Source organism: Leptotrichia sp. oral taxon 221 (genome assembly GCF_018128245.1).
In the GTDB taxonomy this organism is placed as follows: domain Bacteria; phylum Fusobacteriota; class Fusobacteriia; order Fusobacteriales; family Leptotrichiaceae; genus JABCPH02.
The window spans coordinates 129,254-146,662 of sequence record NZ_CP072378.1 but is presented as its reverse complement, the minus strand read 5'-3'; the positions used below and the strand labels follow the sequence as shown (position 1 = coordinate 146,662).

Sequence of the window (17,409 nt, the reverse complement as noted above, 5' to 3'; positions counted from 1 at the left end):
TTCAATATTTAAATATCTTAAAATCACGACAAATGTAAAATTCGCCGTGAACTACAATTTTTATTTTTTCAAAATTTTTACTCCAATTTATCATCATCATTATTCTAAAAAATTTAAAACTATGATTTTCTCTTCAATAATCAATAAAAATCTTAACCATTTGCACAAATATCAAAAAAATTGAATAAAATACTTCGAATATTTACATTATTCCGTATGCTATTCTTCAAATTAATCAACTTTTTTAACTCTTCGCTATCTAAAATATTTCTAGAATTAACTACTATTTTTGACAACAAATCCAAAAGAATTTCCTTCTCATCTTTAAATTCTTCAATTATTTCATTTATCAAAAAATAGACCTCTTCCGTATCGAAAAAACGAATTTTTTTACATAAAAAATCTATACTTTTGTTGTATCCTACAACTAAATTCAACGAATTTTCAATTTTGTTCCCTTCATTTTCCCCATTTTTTTTAGAGCTCAAAAATTTTTTCATTTCAATAAAATAATAAAGAACATCATCTATCGTTTCAACTCTGTTCTCATATTCTTCCAGCGCAATCCCTTTTTCTTTAAATTCCTTTATATCCTTTTCATCTCCACCAAAAAAATAGTAAATCTCTTTACTAACTCCCAAATCTTCATTTGATGGACTTTTTAAATGAAATTTTATCGTTCGAGATTTTATCGTTGGAATAATATTCAAACTTCTCGATAACAAAATGAAATAGACATCTTTAGGTGGTTCTTCTAAAATTTTTAATAATGCGTTTGAAGATTCTTTTCTCAAATTTTCTATCCCACATAAAATAAATATTTTTTTTCTCGAATTAAAAGTTGACTCCACTGAAGAAAAAATAATTTCCCGCACTTCATCAATTTTAATATTTTCATTATGCTGATTGATCACTTCAATATCAGGATGTTGCAGTCTATCTATTAAAGTTTTTTCCCTTTTAATTTCAAGCGGATCAACCATATCCTTCGTCATAACAATTTTCGAAAATTCCAAAGCATAAGAGAGCAAGTCAACTCTTTTATCTCCATAAAAAAGGTAACTTGCACTTTCTTTTCCTAATTCTATTTCATTTTCAAATCTATTTAATATTTCATTATTTCCCATAATTTCAATTATTAATTTTCTCTCATTTGTAATGTTCTCAATAATTTTTTGTTATCAAAAGCGGCTCCTCCACCTAACACTACAGAATCTAATGGATTTGGTGATAAATGTACTTTTATACTAATTTCTTTTTCCATCATATCGATAAATTCTCTAATTAACGAACCTCCACCAGTCATAACGATTCCATTATCTAAAATATCTGCTGCTAATTCAGGCGGACATTTTTCCAACACTTCTTTTGTCGCAGAAACGATTTTGAATAAAGAATCTTCAATTGCTTCATAAATTTCATTAGAATTAACTTCAACTGTTTGTGGTATTCCTGATTCTAAATCTCTACCTTTAATTTCCATAACTTCTGGATTTTGTACTTTTAATGCAGTTGCCAATTCTTTTTTAATTTTTTCAGCTGTTCTGTCTCCAATTAACAAATTATATTTTCTTTTAACATATTTTACGATATCTTCATCAAATTTATTTCCAGCAATTCTAATTGATTTACTAGCAATAATTTCATCTAATGACAATATTGCGATATCAGTAGAACCTCCACCTATATCGATTACCATGCTTCCTTCTGGTTGTGAAATATCTACTCCAGAACCAATAATTGCAGCTCTTCCTTCTTCGATAATGTATGTTTTTTTCGCACCTTTTACCGCATCAAACAATGCTTTTCTTTCAACACTTGTTACTTCAATTGGTACACAAATCATTACTTCTGGTTTGAACAATGAGTTTCCATAAATTTTGTGAATGAAGTGACTTATCATTTCTGTTGTAGAATCGATATCAGCGATTACTCCATCTTGCAATGGTTTTATAGCTTCAATACTTGCAGGTGTTTTCCCTAACATTTCTCTTGCTTCTTTACCAACTGCAATTATTTTTCTAGTTTTTCTGTCTCTCGCCACTACAGACGGCTCATTTAAAACGATTTTTTTTCTTTGTTTGTCATAAATTAGTATGTTTGCTGTTCCTAAGTCTATAGATATACTTTTATTTACCCTGAATATTCTAAAAGCATCAAATACTCCCATTTTTCCTCCTAATTTTTTTATTATTTTTATTTTTTCTTTTTTATTAAAAAATTTACTTATTTACAATTATATCATAATTTTTCATAAAAACTACTATAAATTTTATTTTTTTTAATTTTTTTTAATTTTATTCTATTTCAAAACTCGTTGATCCATCTTTATTGTCCTTTATCGCAACTCCAAGTTTCTTCATTTCATCACGAATCTCATCTGACAATTTGAAATTTCTTTCTTTTCTCGCATCACTTCTCAATTTCAACAACAATTCTATCAAATTATTTGTCAATTCGCTACTATTATCTGATTTTTTCTCAATCACCAAATCAATCCCAAACACATTTTGCAATTTAATCTTCAATGAATCATAAGATTTTTTCAATGCTTCCACATCTTCAAACGTAACTTCACCATTTTCAAATACTTCATTCACAAATTTATTCGTCTCACGAATCTGATTAAAAATTGTCGACAATGCTTGTGGCGTATTCATATCTTCATCCATTGCACTCACAAATTTTTCATCAAAATCATTTACACTTTGAATAAATTTTTCAGTTTCCGAAGAAATTTCTCCTTTTTTCTCACTTCCAGAAAATTTCCCAATAGTTTCTTCAAATTTATTAATTGAATTAACCACATTTTGCAAAGTTTTTTTCGTATCTTCCATATTCTCAAATGAAAAATTAATTGGCTTTCTGTAATGCGTACTCAAAATAAATAATCTCACAACATTCCCAGAAAATTTCTCCAAAACTTCTCTCAACAAGAAAAAGTTTCCCAAAGATTTCGACATTTTATCTCCATCAACTTGCACAAATCCATTATGAATCCAGTATCTTGCAAATTCTCCATGATACGCACATCTACTTTGAGCAATCTCATTTTCGTGATGTGGAAAAATTAAATCCTGTCCACCACCATGAATATCAAACGTGTCTCCCAAATATTTTTTAGACATCGCACTACACTCAATGTGCCACCCAGGTCTTCCCTGACCCCAAGGCGAATCCCAATAAATCTCTCCATCCTTCTTCTTTTTCCACAGCGCAAAATCCAACGGATCATCCTTATCTTCCGTAATCGAAACCCTAATTCCTGTTTCCAACTCATCAATTTTCTGATTCGACAACTTCCCATAATCCTCATATTTTTTCACTTTAAAAAATACATTTCCATCTTTCTCATACGCAAAACCATTCTCAATTAATTTTTTAATAATATCAATGATTTCATCCATATTTTCCGTTACTTTCGGTCTTTTCACATCTTGTGAAATATTCAACGCCTCTGTATCCTCAAAAAATCCATTAATATACTTAAGCGTCAATTCTTCAGGCGTAATCCCTTCTTCATTTGCCCGATTTATAATTTTATCATCCACATCCGTAAAATTCTGCACAAAATCAACTTCTAGTCCCTTATACTTAAAATACCTCGCCAGCGTATCAAATACTACAATTGGACGTGCATTCCCTAAATGTATGTAATTATAAACCGTAGGCCCACAAACATACATTTTTACTTTATTCTCTTCTATCGTTTTAAATTCTTCTAATTCATTTGTCATCGTATTGTAAAGTTTCATTTTTTATTCTCCCTATTTCTGAAAACTTTTATTTATATTTTATCGCTTATTATTTTATCATAAAATCTATTTCTAAAATACTAAAATTTTTATTTCAAAATTTCAATATTCTCTATCAAAAATTCCTTTAATGTTGGAAATTCATCAAAATATTTTATAATTCCTATTTTCTCTTCTTCTTTCAAATCTTTAGAAATATTTATTATCTGATTTATATAAACTTTTCTATAATCACATAATTTTCTTTCATTTAAATTCAAAATTTCAATTGTTTTTATAGCTTTTTTATATTCTAATCCGTCATCTATCTTAGGTATTATTTCACCTGTTCTTAATCTGTAAGAAAAATATTCTTGCGGATTTTCCATAACTGGATTAATAAATAATCTGTCCCACTTATTACCTTTTGCTTGCCCACAAGTTTTTTTATCCACACATCCAACTATAAAATTTTCATAATTAGAAAATAATTCTGGAAATTTATCTTTCGGTTTCAAATGTTCTATCTGACTATTTTCCAATAAAATTTTTAATTCACAATATGGACAATATTTCTCTTTCCCAATTTTCTGTTCATTTTCCAACATATATTCTTTCAATTTATTTTTTAGCCTAAAATCAAAATCTCCCCAATTTTTAGGTTTTTCTTTCTTTTTAAACTTTGAAAAAAACTCTGGTTCCTCTTTTTTATTTATTTTCAACATTTTTAGAACCTCTTTTTTTCCTAATTTGAATATCCATATCCATCAAAAGTAAATCCTCATCTTTACTTCCTAACATTTCCCTCAACTCATTATATTTATTTTTAAATTCTTCACTTTCATATTCATTCTTATCTATCAATTCCCCAGCTTCTTTCAATAATTTGGATATTTTTGGATTACGAGTGCTTTCCAATCCCATAATGTCCTTCAACACTCTATCTGTCGGCTGTCCATAAGAATCATATAAATCTTCGTCAGTCTTAATCATAATTTTGCCATCATCGCTTCTATCTAATAAGATAATATTTTCTTTTTTTACACTCCCCAAAATATGCGGAGAATGTGTCGCAATAATTATCTGATTATTCTTCCCAATTTTTTTATAAACATCGACAATTTGTTGTTGCCACTTTGGATGTAACGAAAGCTCAGGTTCATCAATCAAAATAATTGAATTTTCAGGATTCAACATTTTTATTGCCAACGTTCGTAAAAACAACTGTTTTTCCCCAGAAGAAAGTTCATTTATGTCAAACTTTTCTCCTGCTGAATTTTTAAAAATTGGTATATTTCTACCATCTTGTGAAATATCTTCAACCTTTACATTTATTTCCAAAATTTCGAATATTTCATTTATCTCATCAAAAACCTTTTTCTGCACATCTCCAACTTTTTCATTTTTGTTTTGAAATATCGTAGTAATTATTTTCGTAGCAATGAAAGAAGGAATGTCTTTTATCAAATTTGTGTCTACAATATTAATAAATTTATATTTTTGAACTAAAGTCGTCGATGCTGTATCCATTTTTTGGAAATTTATTTCAGTCGGAACATAAATTATTTTAGGAAGTACTTCTAATTTTTCTTTCAATATTTTTCCTTTTTCAAAAAAATCATCCTTTTTATAGTTACCTCCCAACACAAAAGGTTCTACTTTCTTCCAGTTATATCTGTTCAATACTTTAAAAAACATTTCTAAATCAAAACTTTCATTAAAACATTTTTTCTCATTTTCTTGAAAATAAATATCCAATCGATTTTTGTCTTCTCTATAATTAGAATTTATATAATCTTCAAAACAATTGAGTATACACTCCAGTATACGAGTTTTTCCACTTCCATTCGATCCAGTCAAGATAACTAAATCTAAAATCTTATTATCTTTCTTAAAATCCATTTCCAAATTTTTCAAATTTTTATAATTAGAAATATAAATTTTCTCAATTTTCATATATTTTAATCATCCCTTTAATCCTAAATTCTAAAAAATTATTTCAAAGTAGCCACTGTACACCCAATTCCACCTTCATTTTGATTGGCATCTTTAAATTCTGTTACATATTTTGAAGTTCTTAAATATTCGTGTATTTTCTTTCTCAAAACCATTGTTCCTTTTCCATGAATGATATAAACCTCATGATATCCAGTTAACATCGCTCTATCCAAATATGTTTCCAAATCAGCAATCGCTTCATCAGCTGTCATTCCACGCAAATCAATTTCTCCTCGTACTTGCGAAGTTCGTTTCAATGAAGCAAAATTCTTAAATTTATTAACTTTTTTCTTCTTAATTTTCACTAAATCTTCAATTGGAACAACTAATTTCAAGATTCCCGCTTGAACTTGAACATTTCCAGTATTGGCAATCACACGAAGCACTTTTCCATTTTGATTCAATGATTTTACCAGCACTTCTTCTCCTTCATGAATATCAATGTCTTTAGAAAACACTTTTTTCTCTTTAACATTTTTCTTCTTATCCTCAATGAACGAATTTCTAAGCATATTCAGACTTCTTTGCGTACTCTTCGCTTCTTCCTTCTTCAATTCGTCCTTACTAATTTTATCAACCAGACTTCTAGCCTTTGCCTGAACATTTTTCAAATATTCATCAGCTTCTTCATATGCCTTTTTAATTACATTATTTTTATCATTTTCCAACTGCGTCAATTTTTGATTATAATCTGATTTTTGCTCTTCCAATTCTCTTTTAGAGTTTTCCAATTCAGCCTTCAAGATTTCCAACTCATCGTTTTTCTCTTTAATCGACTTAATCATTTCCTCTACTTTTTGATTTTCCTCACTTATGTAAGTTTTCGCATTTTCAATGATTTCATCACTAATCCCATATTTTCTAGCAATAATCAATGCATTACTTTCTCCAGGAATTCCCTCCAATAATCTATACGTAGGCGACAATGTTTCCACATCAAATTCCATCGAAGCACTTTTTATCCCAGTCGAATTAAACGCATGAGCCTTGACTTCACTATAATGTGTCGTAATTATCGAAGTTACGTGTTTCTTATTCAAATAATCAATAATCGACATCGCAAAAGCTGCTCCTTCCATCGGATCAGTTCCACTTCCAAGCTCATCCATCAACACAAGCGATTTACTGTTTGCATGCTCCATGATATCCTTAATTTTGCTAACATGCCCCGAAAATGAAGATAAATTTTGCTCCAAACTTTGCTCGTCTCCAATATCCGCTAATACATTTTGAAAATGTCCAATTTCTGTCTTTTCTCCAGCAGGAATCGGTATTCCCGAAAGCGCCATTATCGTCAACAATCCTGCAACTTTTAGCGTAACCGTTTTCCCTCCAGTATTCGGACCTGTAATAAGCATTATGCTTTCAGGATTTCCAAGCTCAAAATTAATTGGCACAACCACATTTTCATCAATCAACGGATGTCTAGCTTCAACCAATTTCAAATACTCTTTATTAATAATTTTAGGAATTATTGCCTTTTTAGAAATCCCATAATTCGTTTTCGCATCAATAAAATCTAATTTTTCCAAAATTTCCTTTATTTCTAAAATTTCCTCTTTTCTACCACGAATTAATTCTGTCAATCTAAGTAAAATTTTTCTAATTTCTTCTCTTTCTCTCGCCTCATACTCTCTCAACTTATTATTCAACGAAACAACATTCAACGGCTCAATGTAAACAGTACTCCCCGTAGCTGATCTATCATGTTCAATCCCTTTAATCAAACCTTTAAAATCAGTCTTCACTGCAATTACAAATCTATCATTTCTTTGAGTAATTATTCTCTCTGAAACCGCTTTTTGCGTATCTTTTCCATTCATTAAATCATCAAATTTTTCTTTAATATTCGCATTTATATTTTGCTTTTGTCTACGAACATCTCTCAATCCAAGTGATGCATCATCCTTCAATGTCCCATCTTCTCTAACCGCATCATCAATAAATTGTTCAATATCCTTAACTTCCTCAATATTTGCAAATAATTGCCAAATATTTTTATATTTATCCCGCACATTTTTAGCTCGACTTTTTGAAACCCTAAAAATTGTCAAATTTCTCTTCAAATTTGCTAAATCTTCAGAACTCAAGTATGATCCAATCACTTCAACATTTCTCATAAATCTTTGAATATCCGATAATCCAGCCAGTTCAAAACCATCATCATACTTGTAAAAATCTATCATTTCTCCCATTAACATCAACTCTTTATCCAAAGTCGATTTTTCTTTAATAATATCTATATCTAAAAACTTTTCTTTCGTATTTTCCAATCTTGATAAATCGATAAGCTCATTAACTATTTTGTAAAATTCTAAAACATCGTATCTTTTTTCCATTTTTACTTCCTTTTCTAAAAAATTATCAATTTATTTATTCATTTTTTATTTTCTTAAAATTCTATTTTATTTAAGATTATATCATACTTTTTCATATTTTTATAAAATTTTTTGAAATCTGATAAAAGTATATCTTTATTTTACTTATTTTACAAAAAAATTATTATTTTTTAAAAAAAATATTTTAATAATCAAATATTTTTACTTTACAAATAAAAAAATAACAAGTATAATTGTAACAACAAAAAATAGGAGGATTTTTATGAAAAAAATAGGAACTTTATTATTATTAGGAGCATTACTTGCAGTAAGCTGTGGTAAAAATGGGGAAACAAAAGATAACGGAAAAGCAGATTCATCTGTTTCGCAACAATCACAAAAAAATGGAAAAGTAGATCTAAGTAAAGAAACTACTGAGTATAAAAAATTTGTAGAAGATCAAATAGATATGCTTTTAAAGGATACCAAAAATTTTGCACAACTTTTGAAAGAAGGAAAATTGGAAGAAGCTAAAAAAGTATATCCGTTAATTCGTATGGCTTATGAAAGATCAGAACCTATTGCTGAAAGTTTCGGAGAATCAGATGTTAACATAGATTTCCGTTTAGTTGATTTTAAAGAAGAAAAGAAAACTGAAGAGGGATGGAGAGGTTTTCATAGAATTGAAAGAATATTATGGGAGCAAAATACAACAAAAGGGACAGAAAAATATGCTGATCAGTTAGTAAAAGATATTAAGGAATTAAAAGCAAAAATTGCTACTGTAGAAGTTACTCCAGATTTAATGGTTACAGGTGCTATTGATTTACTTAACGAAGTATCAACTTCAAAAATAACAGGGGAAGAAGAAGTTTATTCTCACACCGATTTATATGATTTCAGAGCTAATATTGAAGGAGCACAAAAAATATTTGAATTATTTAGACCTAAACTTGAAAAAAAAGATGCTAAACTTGTAACAACTTTAGATTCAGAATTTAAAGCTGTAAATGATCTATTAAATAAATACATGACTGATGACAAACATTACAAATTATACACAGAACTTACAAAAGAAGATACAAAAGCTCTTGCTGAAGCTGTAACTAAATTAGGTGAACCTTTATCACAAATGGGTATCATTATGGATGTAAGTGAAAAATAATTAAATAAAGAGGTAAAAATAATGAGTAACGAAAATGATAAAAAATGGTTTGAAAAAAAAATATCTCGTCGAGATTTTCTAAAAAAAGCTGGTATAGCTGGAGCAGGAGTTGCTATCGGAGCTAGTGGTGCTAGTGGAATTTTAGCAAAAATGATAAATGGTACATCTGGACAACTTATTGGAAATGAAGAAATTTCATTTTATGGGGAACACCAATCTGGAATTGCAACTCCAGTTCAAAAAAACGTTTATTTTGCAGTACTTGATTTACGTTCTATTGAATTAGAAGAAATCAAGCAAATGTTTAAGGACTGGACTGATTACACAGAAAAACTTATGAGTGGAGAACTAGTTGCACCTGAACTTAAAAATCATCTGCTTCCACCTGCAGACACGGGAGAAACCGTTGGATTAAATCCTTATAGATTAACAGTAACTTTTGGAATAAGTCCTACTTTTCTTGATAAATTAAAACTAGACAGTAAGAAATTACCTGAATTTAAAGATTTACCACATTTTCCAAGAGATCAAATAAAAGATAAATATAAAGGTGGGGACATTTGTATTCAAGCGTGTGCAGATGATGCTCAAGTAGCTTTTCATGCTGTAAGAAACCTTGTACGTAAAGGACGTTCATTAATTGATTTAAAATGGACACAATCTGGATTTCTTCCAATTGGAAACGGAAAAGAAACTCCAAGAAATTTATTTGGCTTTAAAGATGGTACAGAAAATCCCAAAAATAAAAATGATTTCAAAAATGTCGTTTGGTATGATAAAAATAATTGGTTGAAAAATGGTACATACCTTATCGTTAGACGTATTCAGATGCACTTGGAAACTTGGGATCGTACAAACTTGCAAGAGCAGGAAAATACTTTTGGGAGATATAAAGAAAGTGGAGCTCCATTTGGAGAAAAAGACGAATTTGCTACAATTGATATAGAGAAAAAAGGTTCAGACGGAAAACCTATAATTCCTATTGATTCTCACGTATATCTTGCAAAAAAAGCTGGTACTAAAATATGTCGTCGTGCTTTCTCATATTCAAATGGAATTGATGAAATAAGTGGTCAATTTGATGCTGGACTTTTATTCTTATGTTTCCAAAAAGATCCTGAACAATTTATTAAAATCCAAAATAGTCTTGGAAATGAAGATAAATTAAACGAATACATTACTCACGTTGGAACAGGAATTTTTGCGTGCTTTGGAGGAGTAAAGAAAGGAGAATACATTGGTCAAAAATTATTTGAATAAAATATCATTAATGATTATTCTATGCCTTATTCTTTCATTTACAACAATTATTGCGAAAGAAAGTTATAGTGAAATTTATATAAAAATAACTGATGCTACAACTGCATTAAAAAATAATAATCAAAATGAAGCTAAAAAAATTTTTTCTGAAGTAAAGAACGAATTTGAAAAAGTAAAAAATTCTAACTCGCCACAAGGAAAGAAAGTAAAAGAACTTTTAGAAAAAAATAAGGTTACACTTTCAGAAAATGATCTAAAAGAAGTAACTTCTGCTCTTCTTGCATTTGAAAAAGAGCAAAATCCAGTCAATGAAGAAGAGGAAAAGAAAAACTTTAAATCTAAAATGTATCCAGCACTTGAAGTACTTGAAAAATCTATCAAAACAAAAAATGTAGAACTTATGAAAAAAGAATACTTAAAATATAATAGTGTATGGACTAGAAATGAAAGTTTTATTAGAAATAAAGATATTGCTTACTATGGAAAAGTGGAAACTGCAATGTCATTTCTTAGAAGTGCTATGGAAGTAGAACCTTTCGACTATGAAAATACAATAAATTCTTTTAATGAGTTAAAATCAAGTATTCAAGATTATTTGGATGGGAAAAAAATAGAAAATAATGTTTCTAAAACTGTTACACTTAAAGATGCCGTGAATATGTTAAAAGATGCTCTTAAATCTTTTAAAAACGGTGATAAAGCTACAGGACAATCTAAAGTTAAACAATTTATACAAGTTTGGCCAACAGTTGAAGGAGATGTAAGCACTCGTAATTCAGCACTTTATACAAAAGTAGAAACACAAACACCAATTATTATGGTAAAAGGAACTGAAAAACAGTATCAAGATCAACTTCAAAATCTTATAACTGAACTGTCACAAATTGACACAAAAGCTCATTATACCTTTTTAGATGCAATGTTTATTCTTCTGCGTGAAGGTGTGGAAGCATTACTTATAGTATTAGCACTTGTAAGTAGCCTAAAAGCTGCAAATCAGAAAAAAGGTCTTAGATGGGTCTACGCTGGAGCAACTGCTGGTATACTAGCAAGCATTATTATAGCATTTGTACTTCAAGCATTATTCCCAACTGTATCTTCTGGAACAAACCGTGAAATTTTAGAAGGTTTCGTAGGAATTTTTGCCGTATTGATGATGATAGGAATTGGCTTTTGGCTACACAGTAAATCTTCTTTAAAATCATGGAAGAATTATATTGACAAAAAAATGAATATCGTTTTAAGTACTGGAAGTTTTGTATCAATGTTTATTTTGAGTTTTTTAGCAGTCTTTAGAGAAGGAGCTGAAACAATTCTATTTTATGTGGGAATTTTACCATTGATTTCATTACAAAATTTGATAATTGGTATTCTTAGCGCTATTATTATACTAGTTATAATTGCATTTGTACTTATATATGCTTCATCTAAAATAAAAATACACCAAGTATTTTTCGTACTTACATGGACAATTTATTTCCTTGCATTCAAGATGCTTGGTACAAGTATTCACATGTTACAAGTTGTAGGAATTTTACCATTACATGTAATACATTTTGTTCCAACTATAGAAATGCTAGGAATATACGCAAATGTTGAAGTCTTTGTCAGTCAATTAATATTAATTGTTGTAATAGTTATAGCTACATTGAAAAAAAATATCAAAAAATAAAATATAAATAAAACAAAAAAGGAGGAAAACAATGCAAAATATTAATGATCAAACTCTAGTAGAACATCTAACTGAATTTAGAAAAAGATTTATATTTACAATAATATTTTTTATTCTAACTTTCATAATAAGTCTTACCTTCTGTTCAGATATATACAAAATGTTAACTTCCTCCTTTAATCAAAAATTAGTTGTTTTAGGGCCTGATGATATTTTAGGAATTTATCTAACTATTGCAGGAATCTGTGCCTTTAGTGTGACTTTACCCTTTGCAAGCTATCAAATATGGGCATTTGTTCGTCCAGCACTTGAAGACAAAGAAGCCAAAATAATACTTTCCTATGTACCAGCAACCTTTGTACTGTTTATCACAGGACTTGCATTTGGATTTTTCTTCATAACACCTGTACTTTTAAATGTTCTACTTTCTCTTGGAGAAAATCTATTTAACGTACAATTAACTGCAAATAACTACCTTACATTTGTATTACATACTTCACTCCCTTTAGGAGTAATATTTGAACTTCCCGTTATTGCGGCATTCTTAACATCACTACACATTATAACGCCAAAATTTCTTATAAAAAACAGACGATACGGATATTTTCTACTACTCGTTTTAGCAGTTGTCCTAACTCCAGCTGATTTTATAAGTGATTTGACAATGACGGCACCGTTGATTCTATTATATGAAGTAAGTGTTCTTATTAGTAAATATATTTATAATAAAAGGAGATAAAAATGGGAATTTTTAGAGATATTGGAGCACCTGGTGTTATTATTTTAATTCTCGGTGCATTATTAATTTTTGGACCTAAAAGACTTCCTGAATTAGGGGAAGCCATTGGTAAAATGATACGTGAATTTAAAAAATCTGTATCTGATATAGAAAACAAAATTGATAAAAAAGATGAAAAAAACGAAAATGATAAAGAAGAGAAAAATAACTAAAAATTTATTTTTTTAAAGGGACTGTCTTAATAAGTTAATAAATTACTATATAAAAAAATTATAGCTATAAAATTTTGGACTTATTAGACAGTTCCATTTTTTTATAAATCTTCTTTAAATAATAAAATCTAATAATTATTTATAATATTTTATAATTGAAATCTAGTTAATAAAAATTTCTTTATCTAATCATTAATAACATATATACTCAATTATAAATTTATAATTTTTTAAAAATAGTGCTAGAAAAATATCTCGTTTTATTCTATAATAAATTATAGAATTTCAATGTATACTCGACCTCTTTTAAAATCAAACAAATAAATTTTCAAAAAATACTGGAGTTTGAGGCTAATAGTCATTATTCTCAGTTTGATTACTTAAGCGGTATGACTATATATTTGTATCAAAATTACAAATTATACTTTGAAAAATAAATTTATACAAAGGTGGTTAATATTTATGAGTTACCAAAATTTACCTGTAACACCCTTACTCTCGGTTAATCGAGATGAAAGGCAAGAAACTTTATTAGAACACAACAGATTACTAGGTGGTCTTTTAGGTGAAACTATTTTTTCATATGCAGGACTGCATATTTATCAAGTTACAGAAGCGTTAAAAAATGCTTCAGTCGAATTTTATAAAAATCAAACTCAAGAAAGCCGTAAAAATCTTTCTAAATTGTGTTCTGATCTTTCTGATTCTGAAATTTTACGTGTAATCAGAAGCTTTTCACATTTTTCATTATTAGCAAATATTGCCGAAGATGTTTACCAAACTCAAGAACAACGTGCAATAAAATTTTCCAATAAATTGCAATTAGGAACTTTAGAAAAATCTCTAAATAATTTAAAAGCAAAAGGAATTAATAGAGAAAAAATGGCTAAAGCAATGGAAAATGTTTCGATTGTACCAGTGCTAACTGCACATCCAACACAAGTACAAAGAAAAAGTATTCTTGATTTGAATAAAAAAATTACTGATTTGTTAGACCAACACGATAATGTTAGAAATTTTCAAATTGATGAAGTTGAATGGATTGAAGATTTAAACAGAAAAATCCAAATACTTTGGCAAACTTCTATGTTAAGAACTTCAAAATTAAGAGTTACTGACGAAATAAATAATGCTTTAAGCTATTATGATATCACTTTTTTCAATGAAATTCCTAAATTAACAAACAAATTTCACGAATTATCAAAAAAATTAGGAACTGATCCTGAAAAATCTGAAACATTAACACCATTAACAATGGGAATGTGGATTGGTGGAGATAGAGATGGAAACCCTTACGTTACTGTAGAAACATTGGAAAAATCAGCTCAAGCTCAAGCATTAAAATTATTCCAACATTACTTAGCTGAAATCCAACTTCTTTATCGTGATTTATCAATGTCTATCACAATGACAAATGTTTCTGAAGAAGTAAAAGAATTAGCTGAAGCTTCAGGAGAAGTATCTCCTCACCGTACAAACGAACCTTACCGTCGTGCCTTAACAACAATCAAAGACAGACTTTTAGCAACAGCTTACAATTTGTGTGAAAATACAGAATTTTTACCACCAAAAAGAGAAAATGCTTCAAATAATCCATATAAATATTCAGAAGAATTCACAAAAGATTTACAAATCATAGCGGATTCTTTGGCAAAAAATAATAGCAGCCTTTTAGTTAAAGGAAAATTACTTAACTTAATAACTGCTACAAAAATATTTGGATTCCATTTAGCAACTATCGATTTAAGACAAGATTCAAGCATACATGAAGTTTGTGTTGCTGAATTACTAAAAAGTGCCAATATTATTGATAATTATTTAGAATTATCTGAAGGAGAACGTTGCGAAGTATTAATTAGAGAATTAGAACAAGATCCTCGTCCATTAAGCGACGAAAATATTCCAAAAAGCGAATTATTAGCATCTGAACTTGCTATTTACAAAAAAGCTAAATCATTGAAAGACAGATTTGGTAGTAAAATTATTGAAAAGAATTTGATTTCTCACGCAATGAATGTTTCTGACATGCTTGAAATCGCAATTTTGTTGAAAGAAGCAAACTTAGCTAGAGGAACTGCTGGAAATGAATTTTGTGATTTACAAATTGTTCCATTATTTGAAACAGTTGAAGATTTAGAAGCTGCTCCTGAAGTTTTAAAAAAATGGTTCTCATTACCATTAATTAGAAAATGGATGACAAAAAGTGGTAGAAAACAAGAAGTTATGCTTGGTTACTCAGACAGTAACAAAGATGGTGGATATCTAAGTTCAAGTTGGTCATTATACAAAGCTCAAAAAGAATTAACAGCTGTCGGAAAAGAATTTGATGTTCAAATTTCATTCTTCCATGGTAGAGGAGGAACTGTTGGTCGTGGTGGAGGACCTAGCTATGAAGCCATTTTAGCGCAACCAGAAGGAAGTGCTGACGGAACTATCCGTTTAACAGAACAAGGAGAAGTAATCGGTGCCAAATACGGAAATCCTGATTTAGGATTCAAAAACTTAGAAGCTCTAGTTTCAGCCGCTTTAGAATCAAGTGCTTTAACTACTGCTGATGCAAGTTGGGAACCTTACGAAAAGATCGTTGCTGAAATATCTGATTTAAGTTACGATTCTTATCGTGATTTAGTTTATAACACAGATGGCTTCTCAGAATTCTTCTTTGAAGTTACACCAATAAACTTCATTGCAGGATTAAACATTGGTTCTAGACCTTCTTCTCGTAAGAAAACACAAACATTAGAAAGTTTAAGAGCAATCCCTTGGGTATTCTCATGGTCACAAGCTCGTATCATGTTACCAGGTTGGTACGGTGTTGGAACTGCATTCACAAAATGGATAAACAACGACGAAAACAGACTTGAAACATTGAAAAAAATGTACAACGAATGGCCATTCTTTAAATCAACAATTTCAAATGTTGATATGGTGCTTTCAAAATCAGATTTAGGAATTTTCTCTGAATATGTAAAATTAGCTTCAAACCAAGAAGTAGCACAACATATTTTCAAAGAAATCGTAAAAGAATGGGAATTAACAATCGACGTCTTGAAAAAGATCACAGGAAACGACGTTCTTTTAGCTGACAACCCTGAATTGGCAAGCAGCCTTTCAAACCGTTTAGCTTACTTCGATTCAATGAATTACTTACAAATCGAATTAATCAAAAGAGCGAGAGGTGGAGATACATCAGAAGATCTAAAAAAAGCAATCCACATTTCAATAAACGGACTGGCAACAGGTCTTCGTAATAGTGGATAATTACTCAATTACAATAAAACTTATTTTAAAACCAAACTCAAAAACTTTGGTTATTTACTTAAAAAGTAAATTTATACAATTTTAACAGTTTAATCTTAAATAGATTGAGTAAAAACATTGAAGTAAATACATTAATAGTTAAACAAAACTATTTATTCAACATTCAAAATAGCACAGGTGAACTACTCCCGCTTTTAGAAGCGGGAGTTTCTTGGGAAGTATCTGCTTTTGCTAGCCAAATATATTTATCAAGCTCTTCGAATAGTTCCTACCCTGTTTTTTTATTTTCCTAATATTCCAACATCAATTTTCCAACATCTCTTATATTTAGTGCCACATTGTAATCTCTATCAATTTCAATTCCACAGCACTCACATTTATAACTTCTTTCTAATCATTTCAGTTCCTCTTTAACGTTTCCACATTTACTGTATATAGTTGCCAAACATTTGTTACAAAAACTTTAAAAATAAATAGAAAAGTTATCTTACTAATGTCTTAGCCTAATTGTTTGTCCTGTATTCTTTCAGCATTTCATTTGGATTTTTAAAATTTAATACTTTTCTTGATATATTATTGTATCTACTGCAATATCTTTTTACTAACCTTCTTAATTCTTCCAGACTTCTAAATCTTTTTCCTAAATAATAATTGCTATCTAGCCTGTGGCTCCTTTCCACTTTTCCGTTCTGCCACAGCGAATACGGTCTTGTTCTCATGTATTCTATCCCTAGTTCTTCCAGCTTTAACTCAAATAGTGTCTTTTTGCCATTTTCCGAATTCATAAACTCCCTGCCGTTATCACTTTGTATTTTTTCTATTTTAAAGTCTTTTAAGCTTTTTGGGCTTATGATCCCTAATTTTTCTTATTATTTTGCACATAGTTCCATAAGAACGGCTGTATCCCAGTTTTCTAGCTTCGGTATATACCTGTGCCAGTCCTTCATATGAAAATCTCCTGTATTTTTTCATAATTAAATCTATTTCTTCCTGAGTATGTTGATTTGGATGACTTTTAGGTCTTCTGCTTTTTGGCATTAGTGACTGCAC

The 17,409-nt window shown here is 29.4% G+C and carries 14 protein-coding genes and 1 pseudogene; 6 read left to right on the top strand and 9 right to left on the bottom strand.

Annotated elements, in window-relative coordinates:
• Window positions 1–152: 152 nt before the first annotated feature.
• The 6 genes from J4863_RS00655 to J4863_RS00630 form a co-directional block, all read right to left on the bottom strand.
• A complete protein-coding gene (locus J4863_RS00655; RefSeq protein ID WP_211618529.1) occupies window positions 153–1,127 on the bottom strand; it encodes an ATPase in 975 nt (324 codons plus the stop codon).
• Between the two features lie 11 nt (window positions 1,128–1,138).
• Window positions 1,139–2,170, bottom strand: a complete 1,032-nt coding sequence (locus J4863_RS00650) for a rod shape-determining protein (RefSeq protein WP_211618528.1) — start codon at window positions 2,168–2,170, stop codon at window positions 1,139–1,141.
• A gap of 127 nt (window positions 2,171–2,297) precedes the next feature.
• Window positions 2,298–3,755, bottom strand: a complete 1,458-nt coding sequence (gene cysS / locus J4863_RS00645; RefSeq protein WP_211618527.1) for a cysteine--tRNA ligase — start codon at window positions 3,753–3,755, stop codon at window positions 2,298–2,300.
• Between the two features lie 89 nt (window positions 3,756–3,844).
• Window positions 3,845–4,459, bottom strand: a complete 615-nt coding sequence (locus tag J4863_RS00640; protein ID WP_211618526.1) for a retron system putative HNH endonuclease — start codon at window positions 4,457–4,459, stop codon at window positions 3,845–3,847.
• Complete coding sequence (locus J4863_RS00635; protein ID WP_211618525.1) at window positions 4,443–5,690, bottom strand: AAA family ATPase; 1,248 nt, start codon at window positions 5,688–5,690, stop codon at window positions 4,443–4,445. The genes J4863_RS00640 and J4863_RS00635 overlap by 17 nt, the downstream gene beginning before the upstream one ends.
• A 38-nt stretch (window positions 5,691–5,728) precedes the next feature.
• Complete coding sequence (locus J4863_RS00630) at window positions 5,729–8,071, bottom strand: endonuclease MutS2 (protein ID WP_211618524.1); 2,343 nt, start codon at window positions 8,069–8,071, stop codon at window positions 5,729–5,731.
• A 262-nt stretch (window positions 8,072–8,333) separates the two neighbouring features.
• Here J4863_RS00630 and efeO point away from each other — a divergent pair, with 262 nt between their 5' ends.
• From efeO to ppc, 6 genes are all read left to right on the top strand, one after another.
• Entirely contained in the window at window positions 8,334–9,215 is an 882-nt protein-coding gene (gene efeO, locus J4863_RS00625; RefSeq protein WP_211618523.1) for an iron uptake system protein EfeO, read from the top strand.
• A 21-nt stretch (window positions 9,216–9,236) separates the two neighbouring features.
• On the top strand, window positions 9,237–10,475 hold the full coding sequence (gene efeB, locus J4863_RS00620) for an iron uptake transporter deferrochelatase/peroxidase subunit (RefSeq protein ID WP_211618522.1): 1,239 nt from the start codon (window positions 9,237–9,239) through the stop codon (window positions 10,473–10,475).
• Window positions 10,453–12,147: an FTR1 family protein gene (locus tag J4863_RS00615; protein WP_211618521.1), complete on the top strand. Its 1,695-nt coding sequence runs from the start codon at window positions 10,453–10,455 to the stop codon at window positions 12,145–12,147. Before efeB ends, J4863_RS00615 begins: the two co-directional genes overlap by 23 nt.
• A 31-nt stretch (window positions 12,148–12,178) precedes the next feature.
• Window positions 12,179–12,886, top strand: coding sequence for a twin-arginine translocase subunit TatC (gene tatC / locus J4863_RS00610; RefSeq protein ID WP_211618520.1), 708 nt, complete (start codon window positions 12,179–12,181; stop codon window positions 12,884–12,886).
• A 2-nt stretch (window positions 12,887–12,888) separates the two neighbouring features.
• Window positions 12,889–13,098: a twin-arginine translocase TatA/TatE family subunit gene (locus J4863_RS00605; RefSeq protein ID WP_291818109.1), complete on the top strand. Its 210-nt coding sequence runs from the start codon at window positions 12,889–12,891 to the stop codon at window positions 13,096–13,098.
• Between the two features lie 462 nt (window positions 13,099–13,560).
• On the top strand, window positions 13,561–16,359 hold the full coding sequence (ppc, locus tag J4863_RS00600; protein ID WP_211618519.1) for a phosphoenolpyruvate carboxylase: 2,799 nt from the start codon (window positions 13,561–13,563) through the stop codon (window positions 16,357–16,359).
• 289 nt (window positions 16,360–16,648) lie between these two features.
• Here the strand turns inward: ppc and J4863_RS09525 are convergent.
• The 3 genes and pseudogenes from J4863_RS09525 to J4863_RS09395 all read right to left on the bottom strand — a co-directional run.
• Window positions 16,649–16,789: pseudogene (locus J4863_RS09525) on the bottom strand (zinc ribbon domain-containing protein); the annotation flags it as partial.
• 73 nt (window positions 16,790–16,862) lie between these two features.
• Window positions 16,863–17,144, bottom strand: a complete 282-nt coding sequence (locus J4863_RS00595) for an integrase core domain-containing protein (protein WP_211618518.1) — start codon at window positions 17,142–17,144, stop codon at window positions 16,863–16,865.
• 37 nt (window positions 17,145–17,181) lie between these two features.
• The gene (locus tag J4863_RS09395; RefSeq protein WP_249111532.1) at window positions 17,182–17,397 is read right to left on the bottom strand and encodes a hypothetical protein; all 216 of its coding nucleotides are present in this window, start codon (window positions 17,395–17,397) and stop codon (window positions 17,182–17,184) included.
• Window positions 17,398–17,409: the final 12 nt, after the last annotated feature.